Here is a 25,303-nt window from a genome sequence, read left to right on the forward strand (position 1 = left end):
TAATTATCTGTCTCGCCCTTCCCTACTTCCTGAATATTAGACCTGAATCCTTACGAAAGCTACGAAGTAAAAAAGCCATTAGTTAAAGCCATCACTAACTTTACCAAAAAAGAAAAATATAGAGATAAATGTTTTCATGAATTAAATATACCTGAAGAAAAATTTCCAATAATAATGGATGGAATAAATTTGCTTCTTGTTGAATTTGAATCTTTATAGAAATAAAATCTCAAATAAACATCTGTAGAGATCCAGATAACAACAAATTTTGAGAACTTGCTAAAGATGCCAATGCAGAATTTTTAATCACAGGAGATCAAGACCTTTTATCACTCAAGTCCCTAGCCGAATATCAAAACCAGATTATTACTCCCAGAGACTTTCTTGACCTTGATTAATTCATCTTTAATCTTGTAATTAGTTCAGATGAAAGGCTGTAACTCTAAAGGTTTAGATGGAATTATGTACATTAATTCTGCGCCGTCTGGTTTAATTTCTGTAGACGGAGTTAATTTAAGCCAGTTATGAAAGCTGATTCCTAATTGGGATATTGCTTGCACTTCTGTTTGGTAAGATTTAAAACGGCGATGGGTTTCTATCATAGATTCTACAGCTTCCATAACTTTAGGAAGACGTTTATCTGCTTCTTGTTTTAAATCCTTATGATCTGGGCCGAACCAACCTCCTTGAACTTCATCACGAGTTAAAATTGCTGGTGGGAGTGAATCTACCCATTTATATATAGAATATAACTCTTCTCCCATTTTAAATAAGTTCTCACGTTGCAAATCAAAAACTGCATTTTCATCTAAATTGGGGTTAATCCACTGGTAAATTTGTGTTAGCCTACGCAAATCTATCTGACCTTTGTAACAAGGTTGTAAGTATGCTGCTGGGTTAGAAGTAAGTACAATGTCAATATATTTTTTAATACGTGAACGGAGAACTTTTGCTCCTTCTTGAAACCGGCGAAGTGCTGTATCATGTTCTTCTAATTCTAAATAGCAACGTGCTTCAGCTAGGTAAGCTAAAGATAAAGTTAGTAGATATTCATCAATAATTTGGCTTTTTTGCTCAATTTCGATATCGGTGTATTCAGCATAAATATGCTCTGCTTCTAAAAAACGGTTAATAGCTTGTAGGGCGCTATTTCTACGATTTTCAGTTTTGGTCATTGTAAAAGCATTATTTGCTAATTCGATTGCAGCACGAAGATTTGCATAGAAACTAAGGTCGATTTTACGATTAATGTTATTTAAAATTTTTTGTGCTTGTTGTAAGCGTTGTTCTAATTCCTTAAGCCGTTGTGCTATTACAACAAAGCCTATAACTGAGACACCCAGGTTCAATATACTGACTGCACTAGTTACCTGCAAAATTCCTTGAGTAGGTGAATTAACCTCTCTTAACCAAGTAATTACTCGCTTACTGCCTACTTCCCTAATTACACCTCCAACCCGTTCAAGAGTTCCATCTGTTAGTCCTTTGACAATCCAATCAGCAAGCATAAAGGTTACTGTAACTGGTAAACTCACAATTTTCTCCTAGTTGCTAAAATTTCAGCAGCGTGATGTATGGTAGGTAGTTGCTTCGATTCCGCACAGTAAATACCTGCCCTTTACTCAGTATTCCCAATTTGAGTTGTAGTTTATGCAATAGCGATCGCTCTTTTTAACGAACCGTCCACGCTAATAAAGAAAAACGATCGCTATTTTTTAACCAGAAGATGCAGAGCGATCGCAGATACAATCATAAGTAAAAGCAAGCAGGTAGAAAATGGCTGAAATTGTCACCCTTCAACTCCCTGAAACACTGGCACAAAAAGCAAAGGAAATCGCTGCTTTTACACATCGGCGACTTGAAGATGTATTACTAGAATGGATTGACCGCGCCATTACCGAACTACCTCTGGAGTCTCTACCGGATGATCGGATTTTGGCTATGTGCGATATGCAGATGGAAACTGAGCAGCAAGAGGTTTTCAGTGACTTGCAAGCGCGTCATCGAGAGGGACAGTTGAATGATGCAGAAGTTCGTCAACTAGATGAACTCATGCAGGTCTATCGACATGGCTTAGTAAGTAAAGCAAGAGCTTTAAAAGTAGCTGTTGAACGCGGCTTGAAACCAGCCCTCAATTAATAACAATGGCCCGTTTTTACATTTCTGTAGAAATAGAACGTCGTGTCCGCAGTGCTGCTAGAAACCGATGTGGTTATTGTTTGAGTCCTCAGCGTTTAGTAATGGCACGTTTGAAAATCGAACATATTATTCCCATATCTAAAAATGGTAGCAATGATGAATCAAACTTGTGGTTAGCTTGTCCCCTATGTAATCGCTACAAAAGTGATAAAACTACAGGGTTTGATCCAGAGACGAGCGAAACGGTAAAGCTATTTAACCCTCGTACTCAAGTCTGGTTTGAGCATTTTGGCTGGAGTGAAGATGGTGTACGTATTGTTGGCAAAACGCCGACTGGTAGAGCAACTGTTGCAGTTCTACATTTGAGTGATGATGCAGATGCACTAGAAGTTCATAGTTATTGGGTACTTGCGGGTTGGCATCCTCCAGAAGATTGAATGAACCGCAGATGAAAGAGCGATCGCCCCATCCCTCAATAACTTCGATAAAATCACTATGGTGCTAGTTAAACCTCCCTAAATCTAATGAAAAGCGATATCTCCCCTTTGCAACTTTCCCTTCAACGTCCTGAACTACTTGCGCCAGCAGGTAATTGGGAGTGTGCTAAAGCTGCTGTGGAAAATGGGGCAGATGCGATTTACTTCGGTTTGGATCGGTTTAACGCCAGAATGCGGGCAGAAAATTTTACTGAGGCGGACTTACCCCAATTGATGACATTCCTGCACCGTCGGGGCGTAAAGGGTTATGTCACTGTCAACACACTCATATTTCCCAAAGAACTAGCAGAAGCACAGCAATATCTCCGCACAATTATTGCAGCAGGTGTGGATGCAGCGATCGTTCAAGATATTGGTATATGCCGTCTCATCCGTCAACTTTCCCCCGATTTTCCCATCCATGCTTCCACGCAAATGACAATTACCAGTGCGGCTGGAGTCGAATTTGCCAAATCTCTTGGCTGTCAATTGGTGGTGCTGGCACGTGAATGTTCTCTCAAAGAAATCAATAAAATTCAGCAGCAGATTGCCCAACAAGAAACTTCGCTGCCCTTAGAAGTTTTTGTTCACGGTGCTTTGTGCGTAGCGTATTCCGGTCAGTGTTTGACTAGCGAGGCTTTAGGTGGACGTTCTGCTAACCGAGGTGAATGTGCCCAAGCTTGTCGGATGCCCTACGATTTAATCGCTGATGGCGAAGTTGTGAATTTAAAAGATCGCAAATATTTACTCAGTCCTCAAGACTTAGCAGGGTTAGACGTTCTGCCCGATTTGGTGAAATCAGGAGTAACTTGTCTCAAGATTGAAGGTCGTCTGAAAGCTCCAGAGTATGTTGCTAATGTTACCCGTGTTTATCGGCAAGCTTTGGATAGTGTAATGACGGAATTGGAAAGACCTAACCCCCTAACCCCCTTCCCTACTAGGGAAGGGGGAATAAAAGCTCCCATCTTTGCTATGCCTAACGGCAGGCTTACGCCAACAGAGAGAGACTGGGAGAGAGGTCAATCAGACCAAGAACATTACAACCTAGAAATGGCATTTTCTCGCGGACTCTACACGGGCTGGTTTGGCGGGATTAATAATCAGGAATTAGTTCACGCCCGCTTTGGCAAAAAACGTGGGGTTTATTTAGGTGAAGTCAGCCGCATTCACAACGAACAGGTAACAGTCAAACTGGAAGCGCCTGTAAAACCGGGAGATGGAATTGTGTTTGACTGCGGTCATCCAGAGGCGAAGGAAGAAGGCGGCCGGGTTTATGCTGTGGTATCCAAAGGTAAAGAAACCATGCTGACATTTGGTCGAAATGACTTGAACCTGCGCCGAGTGCATATAGGCGATCGCATTTGGAAAACCAGCGATCCAGAACTCGATAAGCAATTGCGGCAGAGTTTTGCTGGCGAGAATCCTCAATTTCAACGTCCGATTGATGTAGAGGTTTATGGAGAAGTTGGTCAGGCGTTGATTGCGATCGCCCGCGATAAACTCGGTAATATTGTACAGGTAGAATCTGCAACTTCTCTAGTTGAAGCGCACACCAAACCACTAGATACAGACCGTTTAAAAGAACAATTCGGTCGTCTCGGTAACACCCCTTTCTGTTTAGGAACACTAACCAACCACCTCAGCGGCGCTATTATGCTACCCGTAAGTGAGTTGAACCGGATGCGGCGGGAAATCGTAGCACAGTTGGAAGAATTGCGAAGTCAACCCAAACGCTGGCAATTAGCTTCTGATGTCTCTTTCCAAAACTTACTCCCCTCATCTCCCACCCTGCGGGAAGCTAAAGCTACATTTCCTTTACTCATCGTCCTAGTACGAAATCTCAAGCAACTCCAAGCCGCCCTCAAAGCTGGTATTGAAACACTGTATTGTGAATTTGAAGACCCCCGTGCCTACCAAGAAGCGGTGCAAATGGTGCGCCAGCAACAGCAAAAAAACAAAGCAGAAAATTCTTCACTTTTAACTGATAACTCAGCACTCCTAACTCCTAATTCCCAACTCCCCACAATTTGGGTTGCACCACCCCGAATTACCAAACCGGGAGAAAATTGGATTTTGCAGCAAGTACGCGCCTCGGAAGCGGATGGCTATCTGATACGGAATTATGACCAATTGCAATTCTTTGCAGCAGACCGTTGTATCGGAGATTTTTCGCTCAACGTTGCTAATCCCTTAACAGCAGACTACTTTCAGCAACACTTTGGTTTAGAACGGCTGACGGCATCTTATGACCTGAATATTACCCAACTACAAGACCTGCTCACTAGTTGTCCACCCCAGTGGTTTGAGGTAACAATCCATCAGCATATACCGATGTTTCACATGGAGCATTGTGTTTTTTGCGCCTTTCTCTCAACGGGTACAGACTATACTAACTGTGGACGACCTTGTGAAAAACAGGAAGTGAAATTAAAAGACCGTGTAGGTAGCGAACACGTTATTAAAGCAGATGTAGGTTGTCGAAATACTGTATTTAACGGCACTGCTCAAACGGGAGCCGAGTACGTACAGCGCCTCATAGAACTGGGATTACGTCAGTTTCGCATCGAATTTGTGAATGAAACACCAGAACAAGTGAGTAAAACAATACATTTTTATAGTCAATTATTGCAAGGTGAGATTACAGGTTCCCAACTCTGGCGCGAGTTGAAGTTGCAAAATCAGCTGGGTGTGACTCGTGGCCCTATGGGAGTATCAGCACTGCGGTCATAATTGATTTTCTGAACGTCCAGCTTGAAAAATCTGTTCGGCGGTCAAATTCAATTCTGGGAAAGTGGGCGATACAATCCGGTCATTACCCCGAAATAGGTTAACTTGATACTCACCGTCCATTAAATAATAGATGGAAATAGTAGGTTGTTTGGGATTACCTATGTACCTTCTACCGCCCAAAGCTAAATAATCAATAATCCAGTATTCAGGAACGCCAAAAGTTTCGTAGTCAACCAGCTTGGATGCATAATCATCCCTCCAATTACTACTGACGACTTCAATAACTAGTGGAACCGACGCAGCTTGAGTAACCGTTGAAGACTTTTTCCACATCGGTTCTGCTGAAAGATTCTTTTGATCGATCGCTATCACATCAGGCGAATAACCTGATTCTTTGTCAGGAACCTTAACCAGCGCTTGCTTGGGTATGAGGTATGGAAGTTTTAATCGTTTGAACTCTAAAGTGATTTCACCCGCTAAAAAACCATTAATCTCTTCATGATCTCCTACTGGCTGCATTTCAACAATTACCCCATCGTGTAGTTCATAACATCCGCCGTCTGGCTTCCAATTGAGGAATTCTTCAAAAGCGATCGTTTTTGGTAAGGCTTGAAACATCACACTTACTCCTGACTCTGGTTTAGAGATCATTAACCAACCCACGGTTAGAAGTTGGGGAATTATTTTCAAGATACTTTAAATAGATGAGGGTAACTCAATTAACTGTAATTACTATAAATGTTGACTTTTTAGTAGCTTGTTGGGAGAATACGTAAAAAATTAACCGTATGATTGACCATAGCGATCGCCTAGCTTCTCGTAAAGAAGGCAGATTTACAGGTGTTGGAGGACTTGAACTGTATTACCAAAGCTGGCATCCAGAGGGTAAAGTCCGGGCAATATTAGCTATTGTGCATGGACTTGGAGGGCACAGCGATCGCTACAGTAATATAATTGAGCAGTTGATACCCAAGCAATACGCTGTCTATGCCTTAGACTTGCGCGGTCATGGACGCTCACCGGGTCAGCAAGGCTATATCAACGCTTGGAGTGAGTTTCGTGAAGACTTGGGAGCCTTTTTACAGTTAATTCAGACTCAGAATTCTGGATGTCCAGTTTTTCTCTTGGGTCACAGTTTAGGCGCGGTGATTGTCTTAGATTACATTCTGCGCTATCCCCAACAAGCATCATTATTGCAGGGTGCGATCGCTCTTGCGCCAACCTTGGGGAAAGTTGGGGTTTCACCGATTCGGGTACTTTTAGGAAAAATGCTCTCACGGGTGTGGCCGCGTTTCACACTGAATACAGGTATTGACATCAGTACTGCTTCACGAGATCCGCAGGTTGTAGCCGCGATCGCTCAGGATACAATGCGACATACCCTTGGTACTGCCCGTCTAGCTACAGAATTTTTTGCAACAGTTGATTGGATTAATGCTCACGCAGGTGATTGGCAATTACCATTGTTGATTCTCCACGGTGGTGCAGACCGAGTTGCTTTACCTGTGGGAAGCGACATCTTTTATCAACGGGTAAATTATACAGATAAGCTGAGAATCGAGTATCCAGAAGCTTATCATGAAATTCAGCGTGACCTCAATTATCGAGAGGTAATGGCTGATTTGGAAGATTGGTTAGAGCGACACCTACCATCTGAGGTGGTGCAGTTAGGACGGGGAAACGCTGAGTTAGAGTTTCCTAGTTCTTAGAACCTAAATTTTAAAAGTAGGTCAGGCAGAATTATCAGCTATGTTAGGCAAAAAGCGATTTGAAGACAGAGTATTAGCCTCAATTCATAGCTTTACAAAGTGTAAGTAGACTTAAACTCATAATAAGTTTTAGTTTGATAAGCAATATATATTCTCCTATCCATTTTATAGAGTGCTATGCCAGCATCAGTAAATGGAATTGATTTTGTTGAACCATTGAATAAACTCAACTCTGAAATAGCTGTAGAAATACTTGTGTGTCAAGAAATCTTTACAAAAGGCAGATTGCTATTTTAGTTAGTTAAACTAAAGTTATGTATTTTATACTACAACCAATAACATACAGTTAATTATAACTATGTGGTTTTTAGAACTTCATTAAGAATAGTAGTTAGCTTATGACCAAGATAATTTCAATTTTTAATAATAAAGGTGGAGTAGGAAAAACAACGATTCTGTGGAATCTTGCAGACGCAATAGCACGAAAAGAAAAGCGTGTACTGATGATTGATTTTGACCCACAGTGCAATCTGTCTTTAGCTGTCTTGGGTACTAACAACTTTACTAAAACATTACCAACTCAGAATGTACCCTATGGAACTACCATCCGTGCCTACCTACAAAGATTTTTGCAAAATACAGGGGGATTTGAATTTTTTAGCCACAAAGGACATCATACGCACTCTAAGGCAGAGATTGTAGCTGGCGACTTTTGGCTGAACGTTTACTCAGAATCGCTAAGTGTTGGTTCTGATTTACTTACAGGTACTGGTGTTGCTAAATATGTTGTACTGCGTGACCTGATTGACTTTGCGAATAAAAGAAACGACGTAGACCCCTATGATTACGCATTGATTGACTTACCTCCATCTTTTGGTGCTTTGGTTAGAGCTGCGCTCTACTCGTCTGATTATTTCATTGTTCCATGCACATCTGACACTTTCAGCGCATACTGTGTTGGGTTGATAGGTGAAATGCTCCCTGGTTTTTTTCAGGATTGGGGCAGTGGTTTTAAGCGATTTAAGTCTTCTAACCCTTATCTGACTCAGTATGACCAATTAGGCTCTCCGAAATTTGCTGGGTGGATTTTTAACGGTTTTGACACTCGAAATAACCAACTAGTGAAGGCAGATCAAATTCACCACGATAAAATTTCTGATTCTATTAGAACGGATCTTATTCCAAGACTAAATGGTAATCTGTGCCAGGGACTTCCAAATAATTACCAAATTGGAGAAATTGAGGACATGAATGTCTTAGTTCAAAACAGTATTTGGCAAAATGTACCTGTTTCTCAACTTAAAAATTTCCGCCCGATAAAGACATTACAAGGTAGCGGAAACTGGGCTTGGAATCAGCTAGAGCAGATTTCTCTTCTTAAAGATCACTTTAGAGAAATAGCCGATAATATAATTAAATATTGCGTTTAAAAATCATTTTTCTTGTCAATTTACATTATCCGAAAAATATATTGCTGAGGACTGAGAGTTTTTTTCAACCAAAATAGGTTCTCCCTTTACTCCTCCACGGGTAAGAGTACAAATCTTATAAAGGTTTTCACACTCAAAGATTGCCAAAACTAGCTCTTTCCCAGTTTGGTAAGAGGATGGTAAAGCTTTCCCTACCTCGCATTCCATATCAATTTCGCGATCGCGCCACTGTAACTTCCAAATACGCTTTTCGGTTATTGGTGCTTTAAGAGACTGAGCAAGAGCACTATACACCTGCTCTGCTTTGATATCATCTTTGGCTGCTGGCACAAAAAACTTCATAGGCTGAGGTTACAAATAACGTAGGTTTCATTAGCATCAGCGTAACGCAGTTACCAAGGCAATCTGCTCCCATCCCATGAGAAAAAGTGTCCACTATCGCCGTCTTGAAGCTGTTCGATCACAGCCAATAATTGGGTAACAGTACGTTCTACTGAAAATAATTTTTCCGCAGGTACATTTCTTTGGAAAGGACGAGAAAGGCGGGTATCAGTTGTACCAGGATGTAATGTTACTATTAATGCTTTCGGACAACTTCTTTTATACTCAATTGCCGCAGTTCGCATCAACATATTGAGTGCTGCTTTAGAAGCCCGATAGCCATACCATCCACCAAGTTGATTATCGCCAATACTGCCCAATTTAGCAGAAATAGTGGCGAACACGCTGCGTTCTCCATGACGAAACAGAGGCAATAAATGTTTAGCCAGTAAGACAGCACCAATACTATTTATCTGAAAGTAGCGCAGCAAATTTTTTGAATTGATCTGTTTTAAGCTTTTTTCAGGTTGCAAAGTATCTTCATGTAACAGTCCTACACAGTTGACTACCAAATGCAGTTTATCAACTTGATTATGTATTTTTTGAACAGCTTCAATAATCTGTAACTCATCAGTAATATCCATCTCCAAACAAATTAATCGCTCAGGATATTCGTTTGCAAGAGCTATTAACTCTGAGGCCGATTTCGGTTGACGAGAAGTTGCATAAATTTTAGCTATTGTGCGATCGTGTAGCAATTTTTTCACAAAACCTAAACCAATACCTTGGCTGGCTCCCACAATCAAAGCATTGACAGGATTAATTTCATCGATAAAAGACATTAGAGCAAAGCACCACCACAACTAGAACCACACCCAGCAGTACAACCATAGCAATAAGCAGCAGTTTGTACCTCATTAATTAAGTCTAAATTGCCAGCTTCTAATAATTTGCCAACTGTCAAAGTTTCACCATTACGAGTTTTTGCAGGCAAATTCATCATTTGGTTAAAGTCACAATCATATACATTGCCCAGATAGTCAATTGAAAGTTCATCGCGACACATTAAATGTTCAACTGTGCTGGGATTAAAATGCAACTCTAAAAACTGCAAATAGCTAGCGTACAGTTTTTTTCGTTCTAAATGCATTTTGGTTCTACCAACTGGTAGATTAGTAAAGGTAAAGAGGTTGTTAAACACAATATTAAAATGTTCTTGTAAGAACATTTTGTAATCTCGTTCTAGATTGCTCTGTTCGGGAGCTAAAGAAAATTTTTCATCGGTGGGTAACTGGGGATTAAAAACCAAGTCCAAAATTAAATTTTGGTCTTTACCATAGCCCATTTGGTTAAGCCACTGCAAAGCTTTGACTGAACTATCAAAAACACCAGTACCGCGCATTTTATCAACATTATCTGCTAGGTAACAGGGTAGAGAAGCCACAATTCTTACTTGGTGTTGGGCAAAGTATTGTGGTAAATCACCAAATCCATCTTCAAAATAAATCGCCAAATTAGACCGGACAATAACTTGTTTCCCAGTTGTTTTGGCTGCTTCTACTAGTGGCTTAAATCCATAATTCATTTCAGGTGCGCCACCAGTCAAATCCACAATTTTAATTTCGGGAAATTTATGGATTAGTGAAATCAATTGTTCGCAAATTTCAGGAGAAAGTTCTTCTGTACGTTTTGGCCCGGCTTCTACATGACAGTGTGTACAAGCAAGATTACAACGCTTACCTAGATTAATTTGTAAAACAGTGATTCCTTTTTTTGTCAAAGGTGAACTGAGTTTATTTTTAAAGGCTGTGACTGCTGTATCTCGTATAATTTTTGCTTGAGTTTGCATTAGTTACTACTCCTAAAAAATTGCACAACAATTTTAAATTTTTCTAACCTTGCAATAATCTGTAGGTTATTGCACTAATAATTGCAGCAGTTGGTAAAGTTAAAATCCACGATAGGAAAATTTGATAAAAAACACGAGTATTAGATTTAGATTTTTTGTTAATTAATCCAACACCAAAAATAGAACCAACTGAAACGTGAGTGGTAGACACTGGAAGCCCAAACCGAGTAGCTGCAATGACCAGAATACCAGTTACTATATTTGCTGATAAGCCTTGAGTATGATTCATTGAAGTAATCTTTTCACTCATGGTTATTGCAACTTTTTGGGAGTTGAGTAAACCGCCAAGTGCCATTGCGATCGCTATCAAGATCGCTCCTCCCTGAATCGAGAAATACTCAATAATTAGAAGGAGTGAAACAATCTTAGGAGTAGCATTGAATCCTCTAGCAAAACTGACAATTCCAGCGCTGAAAAAATGACAAGCATCAATCATTTTTTGGTTGACTGGTAGATGCCATTTTGAATTAATATAGCCAGATAAGCTGTAAATTCCTGTGGACAAGGGAATAGCAACGATCGGACTGAGTAATAAAGGCAAAATAAAGGAAGTTCCTAAAGCTGCAAAATTAACTTGTAGTCCGATCGCAACTAATCCAGCGCCAACCAGCGCACCTGTTAAACTGTGAGTTGTGGAAATGGGAAACCCGATGAGGCTAGCAATGATTACAGTCAATCCAGTGGCGATCGCGACTGCAAGATGAAACTCTGGAGAATTAGCGATCGCATCAGGTAATAGTCCTTTTCCAGAGAAGTTTTTAATTAACGCTCCTGCCAAAAAAGTCGCAGTTATTGCACCAGCAAAAGTTGTGAAAGTTGCCCATAAAATTGCTGTTTGATAGCTGCTAGTTCGGCTACCAAACAGCGTCGCTACACCTTTAAAATTATCATTTGCTCCATTTGAATATGCTAAAAAAAGCGTAGCTAAAAACAGACTTATTAACAACATTTTGGAGTTTATAAAAAAGAAGTCAGAATTCAGAATCTAGAATTCAGAATGTAATTAGTGAAAATATTGAAATTGTGCATTCATCACCCAGTTGCACAGAACCATTCTGTTAGCGGATAGCTAAGGTTTAGCCCATTCTGGCTCCTGACATCTGAATTCTTTCTTAAATAAATTAACAGCAGCCACCACCGCTATAGTGCCAGGTTGAGTTGGTAACAATTATTTCTGTTGGGTTACTAACAGCAAGGTTAGCAGCCGTTTTATCACACACCGCAGCCGGAATACCTAGCTGAAGTATATGACCTGCCAAATCGTCAAAGAAAAGTTCAGAACCAACATAAATTGCTGTTTTCCCAGTGAAAATGCAAGCACCATCTTCTGGAATGACAACTTTAAATGAGACTGAATCCAGACTTTCTAAAAGTAGGTTTTCTTCTAAATTATAAGTCTGGGAATCTAGTAGGCGATAAGGACGACGGGCACGAATTTCAACTTGACCAAAACCAGCATTTATAATTTTTTCAGTATACTCTTGATATGTGAGTGCGCCTGATAAACACATGGCTCTCAGCCGCTCATCTTTTTGAAGATGTGCTGGAATGGGACGAGTCGCAATTGGATCGCTCATCTGCAAGCGTCCACCTGGTTTTAACACCCGATATGCTTCTTTTAAAGCACGAGTTAAATCTTCTGGTTCAAAGATATTGAAAAGACAATTTTGTGCCACGATATCGACGCTAGCATCAGCAACAGGTAAGTTAAAAGCATCACCTTCGCGGATTTCGACAAAGCTGGTGTTGAACCAGGGGTTTTCTCGAGCAGCAATTTCCAAATTACGTGCAGCTGCTTCCCGCATAGCCCCAACCGGTTCAACGGCAATTACAGCACTTGCATAACGGGAAAAATAAGCGAATTGCAACGCTTCTAAACCGCCACCAACACCGACGTACAGCACAGTAGGTTGGTTTCCTAGTTCAGTGGGGTGAACAGTGGTGCCACAACCATAATTCATTTCCTGCATTGGCAAAGAAATTTTCAATCCTGGTAGTTGCAGAGGCGTACTTTGTACACAACAAAGTCCAACTTGCGGGGTTTGGGCAACTTCGTCATAGAACTGTGCTGCTGTTTCTAGATAGGTCATGCCACTTTGAGTTTTGGATTTTGGATGATAGCTTTGTGCATCCTAATATAATTAACTCTAAGTTGGATGAGTTTTTGTAGAGATTGCCAAAAACGCCAAAGTTTGCTATGTTGAGGCCTTTTGCTTTTAGGCAATAGGCACTGAGGGAATAAGGAAGAATTATTGAAAAATCTTTCGCTTGTCTCTCTCCAATTCAATCATGCAATGTGTAGCCAACACCGATCGCAGTTTGAATGAGACATTTTTCATTATTGGCTTCAAGTTTCAGGCGCAAGTAGTTAATGTAAGGTTCAATGATGTTGGCATCGCCCATGAAGTCATAACCCCAGACTTCCTCTAAAATGCGATCGCAGCTAATTATCTGTCGCGGATGGGCCAATAAATATTCTAGTAAATCAAATTCCTTCGCAGTTAACTCAATTAACTGCCGATCTCGGTATACTTCCCGCGTGCGACGATTTAAACTTAGGTCTTCAAATTCTAAAACATCTGCGTACTCTACTTGCTTCTTCGTAGGCGAGTGCTGACTCTGGCTAATAATTCATCAACGCTGAAGGGTTTAACGAGGTAATCATCAGCACCAGCGTCTAAACCTGCAATGCGATCGCTTACTTCATCTTTGACGGTTAATAAAATTATCGGCACTTTCTGGGCGATATTCCGCAGGCGGCTGCAAATTTCCCACCCCGACAAACCAGGCAACATCCAGTCTAAAATTACTAAATCCAGATGCAACTCTCTGGCTGCGGTGAGTGCAGTTAATCCATCGTAGGCAATACTGACTTGATAGCCTTCATAATTCAATTCCAATTCAAGAAATCGTGCCAGTTTGACCTCATCTTCAATCAGTAAGATGTGCGTCATGATGATCTTAATAATTTCAGCAGGATACGGGAAGCAACAATAGTGTTAGCTACTTAATAGCCAAACATCTAATTAGGTGTACGTTAGCTTAGTATAAACCTGAGTAAGTAACAACCGTAAATCTGCAATTACCGATCGCTGCTCGATCGAAGAACAATCCAACTGGCGATCAGCAATAAGCTGTGATATCTTCACCACATTCATCGGCGAGATAACAGAGCGCTCTAAAACGCAAACCAACCACTTCCTCGTATAGAGGATTTAATTTACACATAGGTGGAATATGAAATAGCTTCCGGCCAAGCAGCATGATATCTCGCTCAAAGGGACATTGAGCAGGAATAGCTTTGCATAGAAAATGAGCCAATTTAGAGTTATGAATTTCTATCGTTTCCAACCACTCGCGGACTGGGTGCAGTAGATCGTTGTGTGAGTGAACTTGAATAAAGCTTGTCATAATTTTTTACCTTGATAATTTCAAACTAAATTGAGTTTTTTGTATTTGAACCTCTATAAATAAATACAGTTAGGTTTTGTAGTTTTATGCACTTAGGGACTTCCAAATAAAAAAATAATCAATCGCTTTGGGAAGACTCTTGTCTGCGGAGAGACAAGGTAGAGATATTGCTACCTTGTCTACCTTGTCCCCTTGTCCCCCTCGTCCCCTTGTCTGCCTTGTCCCCTCGTCCCCCCTGCTCCTATTGGATGCAAAAATTGAGTAATTGAATTTTTGGATGTCCCTTATTATTTTTTCTTTGGTTTTCTACAGAGGTAGAAAGATTAGTGTTAACTACACATTCAAGTACTACAGTTCGCGATAATTTGTTCTGACTTTTCACTTCATATTGAAAAACCCATCCAAAACTGAACCCCGTAACCTTTCTCTAGTAAAGAAGCTCCTTTTCAGGGCAAAAAGGCAGATAGGACAAGGCTTTTCAGCAAATTGCAACTATTTGACAAACATTTCGGCTCAATCCCTGAACGATACAGAATTTTTCAGGTTACTGATAGTACTTGATGTTTCTATCTAGTCTACGTATTTATTAATCAATTTAATATCAAGCTAATATAAGTAAAGATTTTTACGTGCAATTACTGGTGTTTTATAGCACGTTAATGTAATTTATGCAAGCGAAAATTTTGGGAAAATAGCTACGGAAATATACTGAATTAGTTAACAAAAGTTATTATTTGCCTTCTCATGTCTCAGCAAATATACGGTCACAATCATTAATTAATATGGATATCCTTTATTAAAGCTAATTCGCTCTCAAAGTTAAGAAACTTGGTATTAGTTACTAAAACTATGACGAGTAGTTGGACAGCTAGTCACCCTTCTCTTTCAAAGACGGGAACGCGTGACGATCCTAACGGCGCTAACGCAGCGATCGCGGTTCGTCTCATTGGCACAGTCTCTGTCTCCGACACGCTGTTCGCGAACGTAAACAAAAGAAGATAGCCAGTAGAGAGCAACTGTTACCGTTCTACAGCACTGGCTCACCGTTTTTACCAATTTAGCCAGCAGCTATTTTTTCAACTAGGAAGGTAAAAAATGGAATGGGCTATTTACAAAAAGAATACAGGCAGTTTTGTAATAGCAGTCGCAATTATGACTGGTGTTGGCATCATCTCATACCTTAGTTTGCTTCAGTATAGAGAAAACGCTCAATGGGTAACACATACACGCGAGGTGCTTGAAAAGACAAAAGAAGTCATGTCACAGATTAAAGATGCAGAGACTGGACAACGAGGCTATCTTCTCACAGGCAAAGAACGGTATTTGGAACCCTACCGCAGTGCAACTGGCGAGATTGCTCAGAAACTTAAGACTCTGCGCCAATTGACTGTGGATAACCCGAATCAACAGCAACGGCTCGATCGCCTTGAACCCCTGATAACCAAAAAACTGGTTTTGATTGAACAGACGATCGACGCTAGGAGCAAAAATTTAGAGTCTGCGCTGCAAATAGTTCAAACAGATCGGGGTCAGCAAATTATGGAGGACATCCGAATGCTGACTACAGCTATGGAGAACGAAGAGAATCAGTTGTTGAAACAGCGGTCAATGGAGGCGAACGCCAGCGCTCATCAAACAACTTTGCTAACTATTTTTGGCAGCATTATCGCTTCTCTTATCGTTGGTTTGGCAGCCACGATTACCAATCAGGAACTCGTCAAACGCAAGCGGATGGAAAATTCTCTGCAAAAAGCTCGCGATGAGTTAGAAATAGAGGTTAACAAACAGACTGCCGAACTGAGAAACACTAACGAAGAATTGCAAACTGAAATTAATGAGCGCAAAAAGGCGGAGTCAGAGATTCTGCGTCTGAACGTCCAGCTTGAGGGGCGAGTTGCAGAACGCACAGCACAACTCGAAGCCACTAACAAAGAGATGGAAGCATTTAGTTATTCTGTGTCTCATGACCTGCGGGCCCCCTTGCGGAGCATCGATGGCTTTAGTCAAGCACTCCTAGAAGATTATGCTGACAAGCTGGACGCATTAGGTCAAAACTACCTCCAGCGAGTGCGTGCAGCTACCCAGCGAATGGCACAACTGATCGACGATTTACTGAATCTGTCACGATTAACGCGTAGTGAGATGCGTTACGAAAAGGTCGATCTGAGCGCATTGGTGGAGGCGATCGCTACAGAGTTGCACAAAACCCAACCAGAACGCCAAGTAGAGTTTATCATTACGCCGGGATTGGTTGCTAATGGTGATGCTCATCTGTTACGGATCGTGTTAGAAAACCTACTGGGTAATGCGTGGAAGTTTACAGGTAAACATCAAAAAGCACGGATAGAATTTGGGCTTTTGCAGCAAGATGACAGCCACGTGTATTTTGTCCGTGATGATGGCACAGGCTTCGATATGGCCTATGTTGAGAAACTCTTCGGTGCTTTTCAGCGCCTACACGCCATGACTGAGTTTGAAGGCACTGGCATCGGATTAGCTACTGTGCAGCGCATTGTTCACCGTCATGGTGGCCGTGTCTGGGCAGAAAGCGTAGTGGAGCAAGGCGCAACATTTTACTTCACCCTTTAACTAGAGGAATACAACATGATTTTACTTGTAGAAGACAATCCTGACGATGAAGCGCTCACCCTACGGGCACTCAAGAAAAACAATATTATGAACGAGGTAGTAGTAGCACGGGATGGGGTGGAAGCTCTAGATTATCTCTTTGGTAAAGGTGTATACGCCGATCGCGACATGAACGTTATGCCCCATATCATCCTCTTGGATTTGAAACTGCCTAAAATGGATGGTCTGGAAGTTTTACGACACCTGCGAACCGATGACAGGACAAAAATCCTTCCCGTCGTCATTCTCACCTCCTCCAAAGAGGAGCAAGACTTAATCAATGGTTACAGCTTGGGAGCCAACAGCTATGTTCGCAAACCAGTAGACTTTTCCCAATTCAGTGAAGCAGTGCGACAACTAGGATTGTACTGGTTTGTCTTAAACGAATCACCACCAAGAATATAGCTTCTCCCAATCCTCCAAAATCAGGTTATAGACGTAAGGCTGACTTTCTTAATTACGAATTACGAATTACGAATTACGAATTACGAATTACATGAGTGTACCACTGCGCGTATTACTTGTTGAGGATTCAGAAGACGACGCTTTGTTGCTGCTGCGCGAACTACAACGTGGTGGTTACGAAGTAACCTTTGAACGGATTGATACACCCACAGCCATGAAAGCTGCGATCAAAGAGCAAACATGGGATATCGTTATCTGCGATTATTCTATGCCCACCTTTAGCGCCCCTGCTGCATTGAAGCAGGTTAAGGAAAGTGGACTTGACCTGCCATTCATTATCGTCTCAGGAACTATTGGTGAAGATACCGCAGTCGCCGCCATGAAGGCTGGTGCCCATGACTACATCATCAAAGGCAATTTAGCGCGACTAACCCCTGCTGTTGCCCGCGAGTTGCGCGAAGCACTAGTGAGACGGGAGCGTAAACAAGCAGAGGAGCAGATTAAAGCATCGCTTCAAGAAAAAGAGGTGCTATTGAAAGAAATTCATCATCGAGTAAAAAATAACTTGCAGATTATTTCTAGTCTGCTCAACCTGCAAGCAGAGTATCTCAAGGACAATCAAGCTCTTGAGGTATTCAAAGATAGCCAGAACCGGATTGAATCAATGGCTCTGATCCACGAGAAACTATATCAATCTCAAGACTTAGCAAGGATTAATTTTGCCGACTATGTCCAAGATTTAGTAACTAATTTATTTTATTCATACAACGTTAATTCCAGCGCTATTACCTTGAAAATGAATGTTGAGGAGGTTTTTCTAGCCATTGATGCAGCTATTCCTTGCGGCTTAATTATCAATGAACTTATTTCAAATTCCCTAAAATATGCCTTTCCCCAAACAGAGGGGGGAGAAATTTCTATTGACTTTCGCTTTGATGGAGTAAACTTATATATACTTGCCATCAGTGATAATGGTGTCGGTTTTGCCCAAGATTTTGACTTTCACAATACAGAATCATTAGGTCTGCGATTAGTAAAAGGTCTAACACATCAGCTAAAAGGCAATATCGATTTTAGCAGCAATAACGGAGTAAAGTATAAAATTATATTTCCGACTAAAAATTTATAAATTTAAATTTTCAATAAAAACATGAACCCAGTAAATATATTAGTTGTTGAAGATGAATTCATCGTGGCAATGGATATACAAAATCGGCTCAGGAAATTTGGATACACTGTTATAGGGCTTGCCGATTCTGGAGAAGAAGCAATTAAGAAAGCAGCAGACGATTCTTTAGATTTAGTTTTAATGGATATTCACCTCAAAGGAAATATGGACGGTGTGGAGGCTGCTCAGATAATTCATAATATTTTTAATATTCCAGTCATATATCTGACTGCTAATGCAGATGAATCAACATTGAATCGAGCAAAGGTAACAGAGCCGTTTGGCTACATTCTCAAGCCTTTTAAAGAAAAAGAATTAAAATTCACGATTGAAATTACTCTTTCTAAACATCGGACGGAAAAAAAATTAAAACAGAATGAACAATGGCTGACTACTGTACTTAAAAGTATTGGAGATGCTGTGATTACTAGCGACGAATCTGGAACTGTGACTTTTATGAATCCAATTGCGGAGGTACTGACGGGTTGGAATTATTCAGATGCGTTTGGTAAAGAAGCAGCAGAAGTATTCAATATTGCTCCTAAAAAAACTCGTATAATAATTGAAAGTCCTGTAACGCAAGTCCTTCAGTCTGGCGTTACTATCGATCTACCAGAACAGAGGATACTTATCGCTAAAAACGGTACAGAAATACCAATTGATGATAGTGTTGCAGCGATTAAAGATGATAACGGTAATATCACGGGTGCAGTTTTGGTCTTTCAGGATATCACCGAGCGCAACCAAATTCTGGAAGCATTAGCACGTCGCCAGCAAGAATTCAAAGCACTAATTGAAAATGCACCCGATATTATTTCCAGATTTAACCCTCAATTGCGCTACGTTTACGTTAATCCAGTTATTGAAAACATTACAGGAATATCAGCCGAAACATTTATCGGCAAAACAAACGCAGAGTTAAATCTGCCGGAAGAATTTTGCTGGATATGCGATCGCAAGCTTCGGCAAGTTTTCCAAACCAAGCAAGAAACGGAGTTTGAATGCAGTTTAGCGATCGCCCAGCAAACAAGACATTACCATACCCGTCTTGTGCCTGAATTGGCTAGCGATGGTTCAGTATATTTTGTTTTAAGTATTTCTCGCAACATTACTGCTCTAAAACTGGCAGAGGCGCAATTAATTCATGATGCCTTTCACGATATACTAACCAAACTGCCAAACCGTGCCTTATTTATGGAACGGCTAGAACGGGCGCTCATGCTGACAAAACGACGTGCAGATTATAGATTCGCTGTTCTCTTTCTAGATTTAGATCGCTTCAAAGTTGTCAACGATAGTCTCGGTCATACAATTGGAGATCAACTACTAACTGCCCTTGCTCGTAGATTAGAAAATTGCCTGCGGGCTGGAGACACAGTTGCCCGTCTAGGGGGAGATGAGTTTACAATTTTGCTTGACGATCTCCAAAATGCCAATGACGTAACAAGCGTAGTGGAGCGGATACACGAAGTTCTGACATCTGCGTTCCAACTCAGTGGGTACGAGGTATTTACCACCGTCAGTATTGGCATCGCCCTGAGCAAGGGTAGTTACAACCGACCGGAGGAACTCTTGCGCGATGCTGACATTGCAATGTATCGCGCTAAAGCATTGGGTAAGGCACGCCATGAAATATTTGACTCAACCATGTACACCCAAGTTACAAAGCTATTAGAGTTAGAGATGGATCTACGACGGGCAGTTGAACGCCAGGAGTTTCAGGTTTACTACCAGCCAATTATTTTATTAGAAACTTACAAAATTATTGGCTTCGAGGCTCTCGTTCGCTGGCAGCACCCGCAATACGGATTAATATCTCCAGACAGCTTTATTCCCCTGGCAGAAGAAACTGGGCTGATTATCCCTATTGGTTATTGGGTACTAGGCGAGGCTTGTCGGCAGATGCGTGCTTGGCAACTACAATTTCCTACTGACCCACCTTTAACAATCAGTGTAAATCTTTCCACTAAGCAGTTTTCACAACCTAGCCTAATTGAGCAAATTAACCAAATTATCCAAGAGACTGGTTTAGAAGTTGGCAGTTTAAAGCTGGAGATTACCGAAAGCGTACTTATGGAGAATATTCAATTAGCAACTTTTATGCTATTGCAGCTGCAAGAGATGAATATCCAATTACACTTAGATGATTTTGGCATCGGCTATTCATCCTTGAGTTACCTGCACCGCTTTCCCAGTAATGCCTTGAAGATCGATCGTTCCTTTATTGCTAAGATTGGTGCTAATGGAGAAAACTTAGAGATTATTCAAGCGATCGTCGCTCTAGCACAGAGTCTAAATATAGATGTCATAGCAGAGGGCGTAGAAACACTAGAGCAACTGGCACAACTTCAAGTGATGAAATGCAAATATGCACAGGGATATTTTTTCTCCCAACCCCTCGATCGCAAGTTGGTAGAAACATTAATTTTATCTGGCATTGAACCTAGAAATTAGCCAGTCTTCAGCTTCGTGTAACTAAGCCAACAAAAGCCCGATATTACAACTAATTCAGAACCGCTATAGTTAATTTGTGTTGTTAACCAAATTCTTGGAGGCGCAACCAAACTTACCCTCAAAAAGCATCAAGCTTTAAGCAAGCTGCAAAAACTAATGACTGACGACTTTTTCAATAATAAAAAGCTACTTTTTGACCTATGGGCACCAAGTTACGATTGGTTCTTTCCTTCAGTGTTTTATCGAGCCATTCACCAACGGTTGCTGGAGTACGTCGATTTACCAGAGCTAGCAAATGTACTTGATATCGGCTGTGGTACTGGACGCTTGCTTGAGCGCCTTGCTACTCAGTTTCCCAATCTCCAAGCTACCGGATTGGATTTATCTGCTAATATGTTGCGGGTAGCAAGACAGAACAACCGCCATCGTCCACGCTTAATTTATATTGAGGGCAAAGCTGAGTCTCTTCCCTTTGCTGATGGTCAATTTGATGCCGTTTTCAGTACTATCAGCTTCTTGCACTATTTGGAACCAAAACAGGTGATTAGTGAGATAGCACGGGTACTTTCTCCCGGTGGACGCTTTTATTTGGTTGACATTACTTCCAAAAAAGAGACAGAACCTCAATTATTGCCAATCTCTCCCCGTGGAATTAGACTCTACAGCCCTAATCAACGTCAACTTCTTGGCTCCTCTGCTGGGCTATTGTGTTTGAATCACCATTATTTACTAGGGCCTGTCTTACTAACGATTTTTGCTAAACCTCTAAGTTGAAATAGGAAATGGGGAGAGTAAAGGACTAGAAACATCTTGTATCAAGCCTTGTTCTGCATCTCTTAAATTACGAATTACGAATTACGAATTACGAATTAGTCTGACCTCGATATTCCATAAATACCACAGGAACTTTGAGCAGCCTTTTAGCTAACTGCGAGAATCTAAATTTCTCCTTGAGCGTAGATAAGCCTATTGTCTTGGGAAATTGTGGCAAGTCTTCAAAAGATATTGGCACAAAGTCAAAGCGACTGTAAAACTGCACCAGCCGTTGACCTAAGCATTCCAGATAAAGTGGTTGCACTGCTGTATTAATCAAATGCTGCGTTAGCAAACTACCTAAACCGCGACCTCTCCAAGCTGATGCAACGACCAAGCTACCAAGTTCTTGTGCCCCTGAAAAGTTACGCAGCTGTCCGCAAGCTATCAGATTCTCATTGTATTCAACTACCCAAAATTGCTGCCAATTTAATTGGGTTGGATCGAGTTTGGCTGAAAATACCAGCAATCGAATCGACCACTGATCCCCAGAGGTTGCCTTGCGAAGGATAGATCCAGATGGTAACGATAGATTGTTCTGGTTCATTAATTAGACTTTAATAGTTTGTATCACCATCATCACACCATATTATTCGCCTAGCCAGACTCAGATCGCTTGCTATTTCCTGGCAACTATCAATAAAGCAATTTCAAAAACATCTTAGACATAAAACCCGTTCCAGGTTCTACCTTAGCCATAAGAAGGGTTGTAAGGTTAAATAACTCTACATTTCTGGATTTTTTCAGCATACATGAGTAATACTAAACAATACTTCCGATAGAGGTAAAAATCAGCCATAACTATATCTGGATAGATGCATTCATACTCCTAATTTTTTAAGATAATCTCAAAGATAAATAATAAGGGATGTAATCATGGCTGAACAACAAAAATCTAATAATGAACAACCTGCGTCTACTGCTTCTGCTGACGGCGAAACCCCTACCGAGGAAAGTATCCGCAAAACTGGTGATGCACAAAAGAGTGATGCTAAATCCACTGCTACTCCAGAAGCTCCAGAAAACGATGGTGTAGCAGGTAGCCCCAATCAAGGAACTGAGTCACGTTAATTAATTTGAACTTTCCCAAGTTTTAATCAGCTCGTGGGGTCTTTTGTTGTAACCCTAATACACTAAATTTAGAGTGGAAATGTGGTGTTACACTACATCTCCACTTGTTTTTGTGTCAAAAATTGCATTGTCTCTCTCTACGTTGGTGCGTTAGCGTAGCTTACCGCAGGTATGTTTATTATCGTGTGGGTACTCGCGGTCAGGAATTTGTTCTCGTTGACTGTGATACTGCCCTCAGTCTAGCTCTAAGTAATTTACATATAGCGATCGCTCAGGATAATGATCTCAATATCTTGAGCGAATTTTTGAGGTTTTCCGCCGTCTTCATACTCGTCGAGAATTTTCTGGTACTGGCATTGGTCTAGCTATCTACAAAAAAATCGTTGAGCGGTATGGCGATCGCACGCATCTGGGCTGAGTCGAAACCGGGCCGGACGTAGGAACAGTATTTTATTTTACCCTCAACGCAAATTAAGGTATCTTTAAATAGGTATCTAATAACCGCTTATTAACCTTTTAACAAGCGCATGAATTCTAGCCCTATCTAAAAAATAGGAAATCAGGTGATTATCTAACAAATTGATATAACCCTGTACTATGGAAAAGCTCACAATTCACATTCTATTAGTAGAAGATAGTGCAAGTGATGCTCATCTGCTACGCCGGATATTTTTAAATTCAGATCAAGAACAATGGCAGATGTTACATGTTGAACGGTTATCTGAGGCGATAGAAGCTAGCAGGGAAAATTCTACGTCTAACCTTGATAATTCTCAGATAGAGAGTCGAAAGCAACGCAGATTCGACTTAGTTTTGTTAGACCTCGGCCTTCCAGACTCTATTGGACTGGACACGTTGAAAGAATTTATGGCAGCAGTACCTGATATCCCAGTTGTGGTATTAACAGGTGTTGACGATCAAGATTTAGCACTGCAAGCATTAGCAGAAGGAGCGCAAGACTATTTAGTTAAAGATAAAATCACTATACAATGGTTAGTGCGTGCCATTCGCTATGCCATTGAAAGAAGCGAAATTCTCAACCAACTACGCGAGAGTGAAGAACGCACCCGTCAAGCGCTGGCAAAAGAACAGGAACTCAACGAGTTAAAGTCAAACTTTGTAGCAATGGTTTCTCACGAGTTCCGCACCCCTATGACTACGATTCAGACGGCTGTAGATATCCTTCAATACAACAACAATAAACTAACTGATATCCGCAGAACTAAATATTTCGATCGAATACAAAATGCTATCAACCAGATGCTTAATCTTTTAGATGAGATATTATTCTTGAGTAAAACGGAAGCAGCTAAACTTGAATACAAGCCTACGCTGTTAAATTTAGAAAATTTCTGTAGCGAACTCACAGATATTCTTCAACTCAATGCAGGTAGTAAGCACAGCATTATCTTTACTTGTCAAGGTGAATCGACCCAAGCCCAAATTGATGAAGACCTACTAAATTGTACCTTAACTAATTTGATTTCCAATGCCATTAAATATTCTCCTGAAAGTGATACTATTTGGTTTGATTTGATTTGCAAAGATCGCCTCGCAATTTTTCAAATCAAAGATCGGGGAATGGGAATTCCTCTCAAAGATCAAACTCATCTATTTCAAACCTTCTATCGCGCCAGCAATGTGGGTGTAATTCAAGGAACAGGATTGGGACTCACTATAGTTAAAAAATGTGTGGAGTTACATGGTGGTCATATTCAATTAGAAAGTGAGCAGGGTGTTGGTACAACAGTAATTGTCACTTTACCACTACAATGATTAGACAAATAAATTATTATAATTGGGCATTGGGCATTGGGCATTGGGTATGGAGAAGAGACAAGGTAGATAAGGAAGAGGCTTGTTCAATAATTCCGTCCCCTTGTCCCCTTGTCTCCCCTGCTCCCCTGCTTATTTTGGTGCTTGGGAATTTGGTGTTGGACAAGTTTTATTAACAAAATCACACTGATAAATATAAGGTTCTTGCCAATTCAGAGGAATTTCTAACAAGTCTCGCGTTCCTGTCATACCTTGTCCAATAAATAGCAACAAAGCAATGCAATTTAAAATCGTATGGACAAGACGCCAGCGATTGGACTTATCTTGATAAATATCTTGAACAATTGCTAATGAGAAAATCATTAGCAGTGCTGCGGTAATGCCAATATAATAATGTGACCAATACCACTCATTGGTGCGGCGATAGACTCCATCTTGACAGCCGATAATTACTAAACCTGCACCAGTCAAAGTTGCAAAAACTGCCCGCCACACCCGCTGTTTTGCCCGATAAAGAAATACTAATGAGGCGATGGTGACAGCAAATATTAGCAGTATAAAAATAACTTGGAAAGGTGTTTGATTCCACAATTGATTTTTGATAATATTTTTACCAATAGGGTAGCTTAATCCGATTAAAGTTAATCCAACAACTGCACTTGTGAGCCTTTCACCTAACTGCTTATGTTCTGCACCCACCACTGGAGGAATTTTACTCTTACTACCTGCTAAAATTTGCAATCTGCGTTGGCGTGTTTGCCAAGCAAAATTAACTACTGTACCAATAAGTGGAAAGACGAATATAATTGCGATCGCAGGATGTAAAAGACTAAGAAAATCTGTTATTTGCATAGAACACCTTT

23 protein-coding genes and 2 pseudogenes are annotated in these 25,303 nt (G+C 40.8%); 14 read left to right on the forward strand and 11 right to left on the reverse strand.

Features of this window, described 5'->3' with window-relative positions; all coding sequences use genetic code 11:
• Positions 1-422: 422 nt before the first annotated feature.
• Complete coding sequence (locus RMZ42_RS09165) at positions 423-1,535, reverse strand: hypothetical protein (protein ID WP_322671126.1); 1,113 nt, start codon at positions 1,533-1,535, stop codon at positions 423-425.
• Positions 1,536-1,776: 241 nt separating this feature from the next.
• Between RMZ42_RS09165 and RMZ42_RS09170 the strand changes: the two genes are divergently transcribed.
• The 3 genes from RMZ42_RS09170 (at position 1,777) to RMZ42_RS09180 (ending at position 5,345) form a co-directional block, all read left to right on the forward strand.
• The gene (locus RMZ42_RS09170) at positions 1,777-2,139 is read left to right on the forward strand and encodes a hypothetical protein (RefSeq protein ID WP_322671127.1); all 363 of its coding nucleotides are present in this window, start codon (positions 1,777-1,779) and stop codon (positions 2,137-2,139) included.
• Between the two features lie 5 nt (positions 2,140-2,144).
• Positions 2,145-2,576, forward strand: coding sequence for an HNH endonuclease signature motif containing protein (locus tag RMZ42_RS09175; RefSeq protein ID WP_322671128.1), 432 nt, complete (start codon positions 2,145-2,147; stop codon positions 2,574-2,576).
• A gap of 87 nt (positions 2,577-2,663) precedes the next feature.
• Entirely contained in the window at positions 2,664-5,345 is a 2,682-nt protein-coding gene (locus tag RMZ42_RS09180) for a U32 family peptidase (protein ID WP_322671129.1), read from the forward strand.
• Here the strand turns inward: RMZ42_RS09180 and RMZ42_RS09185 are convergent.
• Entirely contained in the window at positions 5,340-5,963 is a 624-nt protein-coding gene (locus RMZ42_RS09185; protein WP_322671248.1) for a Uma2 family endonuclease, read from the reverse strand. The genes RMZ42_RS09180 and RMZ42_RS09185 overlap by 6 nt on opposite strands.
• A 170-nt stretch (positions 5,964-6,133) precedes the next feature.
• On the opposite strand from RMZ42_RS09185, the gene RMZ42_RS09190 reads away from it, so the two are divergent.
• Both RMZ42_RS09190 and RMZ42_RS09195 read left to right on the forward strand, forming a co-directional pair.
• The gene (locus RMZ42_RS09190; RefSeq protein WP_322671130.1) at positions 6,134-7,054 is read left to right on the forward strand and encodes an alpha/beta hydrolase; all 921 of its coding nucleotides are present in this window, start codon (positions 6,134-6,136) and stop codon (positions 7,052-7,054) included.
• Between the two features lie 398 nt (positions 7,055-7,452).
• A complete protein-coding gene (locus RMZ42_RS09195; protein WP_322671131.1) occupies positions 7,453-8,484 on the forward strand; it encodes a ParA family protein in 1,032 nt (343 codons plus the stop codon).
• A gap of 15 nt (positions 8,485-8,499) precedes the next feature.
• Here the strand turns inward: RMZ42_RS09195 and RMZ42_RS09200 are convergent, their stop codons facing one another.
• The 7 genes and pseudogenes from RMZ42_RS09200 to RMZ42_RS09230 all read right to left on the reverse strand — a co-directional run bounded on the left by RMZ42_RS09200 (position 8,500) and on the right by RMZ42_RS09230 (position 14,125).
• Positions 8,500-8,814, reverse strand: a complete 315-nt coding sequence (locus tag RMZ42_RS09200) for a hypothetical protein (protein WP_322671132.1) — start codon at positions 8,812-8,814, stop codon at positions 8,500-8,502.
• Between the two features lie 62 nt (positions 8,815-8,876).
• Positions 8,877-9,647, reverse strand: coding sequence for an SDR family NAD(P)-dependent oxidoreductase (locus RMZ42_RS09205; RefSeq protein WP_322671133.1), 771 nt, complete (start codon positions 9,645-9,647; stop codon positions 8,877-8,879).
• The gene (arsS, locus tag RMZ42_RS09210) at positions 9,647-10,654 is read right to left on the reverse strand and encodes an arsenosugar biosynthesis radical SAM (seleno)protein ArsS (RefSeq protein WP_322671134.1); all 1,008 of its coding nucleotides are present in this window, start codon (positions 10,652-10,654) and stop codon (positions 9,647-9,649) included. The genes RMZ42_RS09205 and arsS overlap by 1 nt, the downstream gene beginning before the upstream one ends.
• A gap of 43 nt (positions 10,655-10,697) precedes the next feature.
• Positions 10,698-11,663: an inorganic phosphate transporter gene (locus RMZ42_RS09215; protein ID WP_322671135.1), complete on the reverse strand. Its 966-nt coding sequence runs from the start codon at positions 11,661-11,663 to the stop codon at positions 10,698-10,700.
• A 172-nt stretch (positions 11,664-11,835) separates the two neighbouring features.
• Complete coding sequence (gene arsM / locus RMZ42_RS09220; protein ID WP_322671136.1) at positions 11,836-12,804, reverse strand: arsenosugar biosynthesis arsenite methyltransferase ArsM; 969 nt, start codon at positions 12,802-12,804, stop codon at positions 11,836-11,838.
• Positions 12,805-12,997: 193 nt separating this feature from the next.
• Positions 12,998-13,668 (reverse strand): annotated as a pseudogene (locus RMZ42_RS09225) (response regulator transcription factor).
• Positions 13,669-13,837: 169 nt separating this feature from the next.
• Complete coding sequence (locus RMZ42_RS09230) at positions 13,838-14,125, reverse strand: Mo-dependent nitrogenase C-terminal domain-containing protein (RefSeq protein WP_322671137.1); 288 nt, start codon at positions 14,123-14,125, stop codon at positions 13,838-13,840.
• 849 nt (positions 14,126-14,974) lie between these two features.
• On the opposite strand from RMZ42_RS09230, the gene RMZ42_RS09235 reads away from it, so the two are divergent.
• The 6 genes from RMZ42_RS09235 (at position 14,975) to RMZ42_RS09260 (ending at position 21,554) form a co-directional block, all read left to right on the forward strand.
• On the forward strand, positions 14,975-15,127 hold the full coding sequence (locus RMZ42_RS09235; protein WP_322671138.1) for a hypothetical protein: 153 nt from the start codon (positions 14,975-14,977) through the stop codon (positions 15,125-15,127).
• A 93-nt stretch (positions 15,128-15,220) separates the two neighbouring features.
• On the forward strand, positions 15,221-16,714 hold the full coding sequence (locus RMZ42_RS09240) for a sensor histidine kinase (RefSeq protein ID WP_322671139.1): 1,494 nt from the start codon (positions 15,221-15,223) through the stop codon (positions 16,712-16,714).
• Between the two features lie 15 nt (positions 16,715-16,729).
• The gene (locus RMZ42_RS09245; protein ID WP_292861307.1) at positions 16,730-17,158 is read left to right on the forward strand and encodes a response regulator; all 429 of its coding nucleotides are present in this window, start codon (positions 16,730-16,732) and stop codon (positions 17,156-17,158) included.
• A gap of 91 nt (positions 17,159-17,249) precedes the next feature.
• Positions 17,250-18,287: a sensor histidine kinase gene (locus tag RMZ42_RS09250; protein WP_322671140.1), complete on the forward strand. Its 1,038-nt coding sequence runs from the start codon at positions 17,250-17,252 to the stop codon at positions 18,285-18,287.
• Between the two features lie 21 nt (positions 18,288-18,308).
• Positions 18,309-20,780 (forward strand): EAL domain-containing protein, encoded by a 2,472-nt coding sequence (locus tag RMZ42_RS09255; protein WP_322671141.1) that lies wholly within the window; start codon positions 18,309-18,311, stop codon positions 20,778-20,780.
• Positions 20,781-20,936: 156 nt separating this feature from the next.
• Positions 20,937-21,554 (forward strand): class I SAM-dependent methyltransferase, encoded by a 618-nt coding sequence (locus RMZ42_RS09260; RefSeq protein WP_322671142.1) that lies wholly within the window; start codon positions 20,937-20,939, stop codon positions 21,552-21,554.
• An 88-nt stretch (positions 21,555-21,642) separates the two neighbouring features.
• Here the strand turns inward: RMZ42_RS09260 and RMZ42_RS09265 are convergent, their stop codons facing one another.
• Positions 21,643-22,140 (reverse strand): GNAT family N-acetyltransferase, encoded by a 498-nt coding sequence (locus RMZ42_RS09265; protein WP_322671143.1) that lies wholly within the window; start codon positions 22,138-22,140, stop codon positions 21,643-21,645.
• Positions 22,141-22,469: 329 nt separating this feature from the next.
• On the opposite strand from RMZ42_RS09265, the gene RMZ42_RS09270 reads away from it, so the two are divergent.
• The 3 genes and pseudogenes from RMZ42_RS09270 (at position 22,470) to RMZ42_RS09275 (ending at position 24,440) form a co-directional block, all read left to right on the forward strand.
• Positions 22,470-22,664 (forward strand): hypothetical protein, encoded by a 195-nt coding sequence (locus RMZ42_RS09270; RefSeq protein ID WP_322671144.1) that lies wholly within the window; start codon positions 22,470-22,472, stop codon positions 22,662-22,664.
• 286 nt (positions 22,665-22,950) lie between these two features.
• Positions 22,951-23,139 (forward strand): annotated as a pseudogene (locus RMZ42_RS34680) (ATP-binding protein); the annotation flags it as partial.
• A gap of 122 nt (positions 23,140-23,261) precedes the next feature.
• Positions 23,262-24,440, forward strand: coding sequence for a hybrid sensor histidine kinase/response regulator (locus RMZ42_RS09275; protein ID WP_322671145.1), 1,179 nt, complete (start codon positions 23,262-23,264; stop codon positions 24,438-24,440).
• Between the two features lie 132 nt (positions 24,441-24,572).
• Here the strand turns inward: RMZ42_RS09275 and RMZ42_RS09280 are convergent, their stop codons facing one another.
• Positions 24,573-25,292 (reverse strand): DUF4079 domain-containing protein, encoded by a 720-nt coding sequence (locus RMZ42_RS09280; protein ID WP_322671146.1) that lies wholly within the window; start codon positions 25,290-25,292, stop codon positions 24,573-24,575.
• Positions 25,293-25,303: the final 11 nt, after the last annotated feature.

Origin of the sequence: Nostoc sp. DedQUE05 (assembly GCF_034530955.1) — a bacterium.
Classification (GTDB): domain Bacteria; phylum Cyanobacteriota; class Cyanobacteriia; order Cyanobacteriales; family Nostocaceae; genus Nostoc.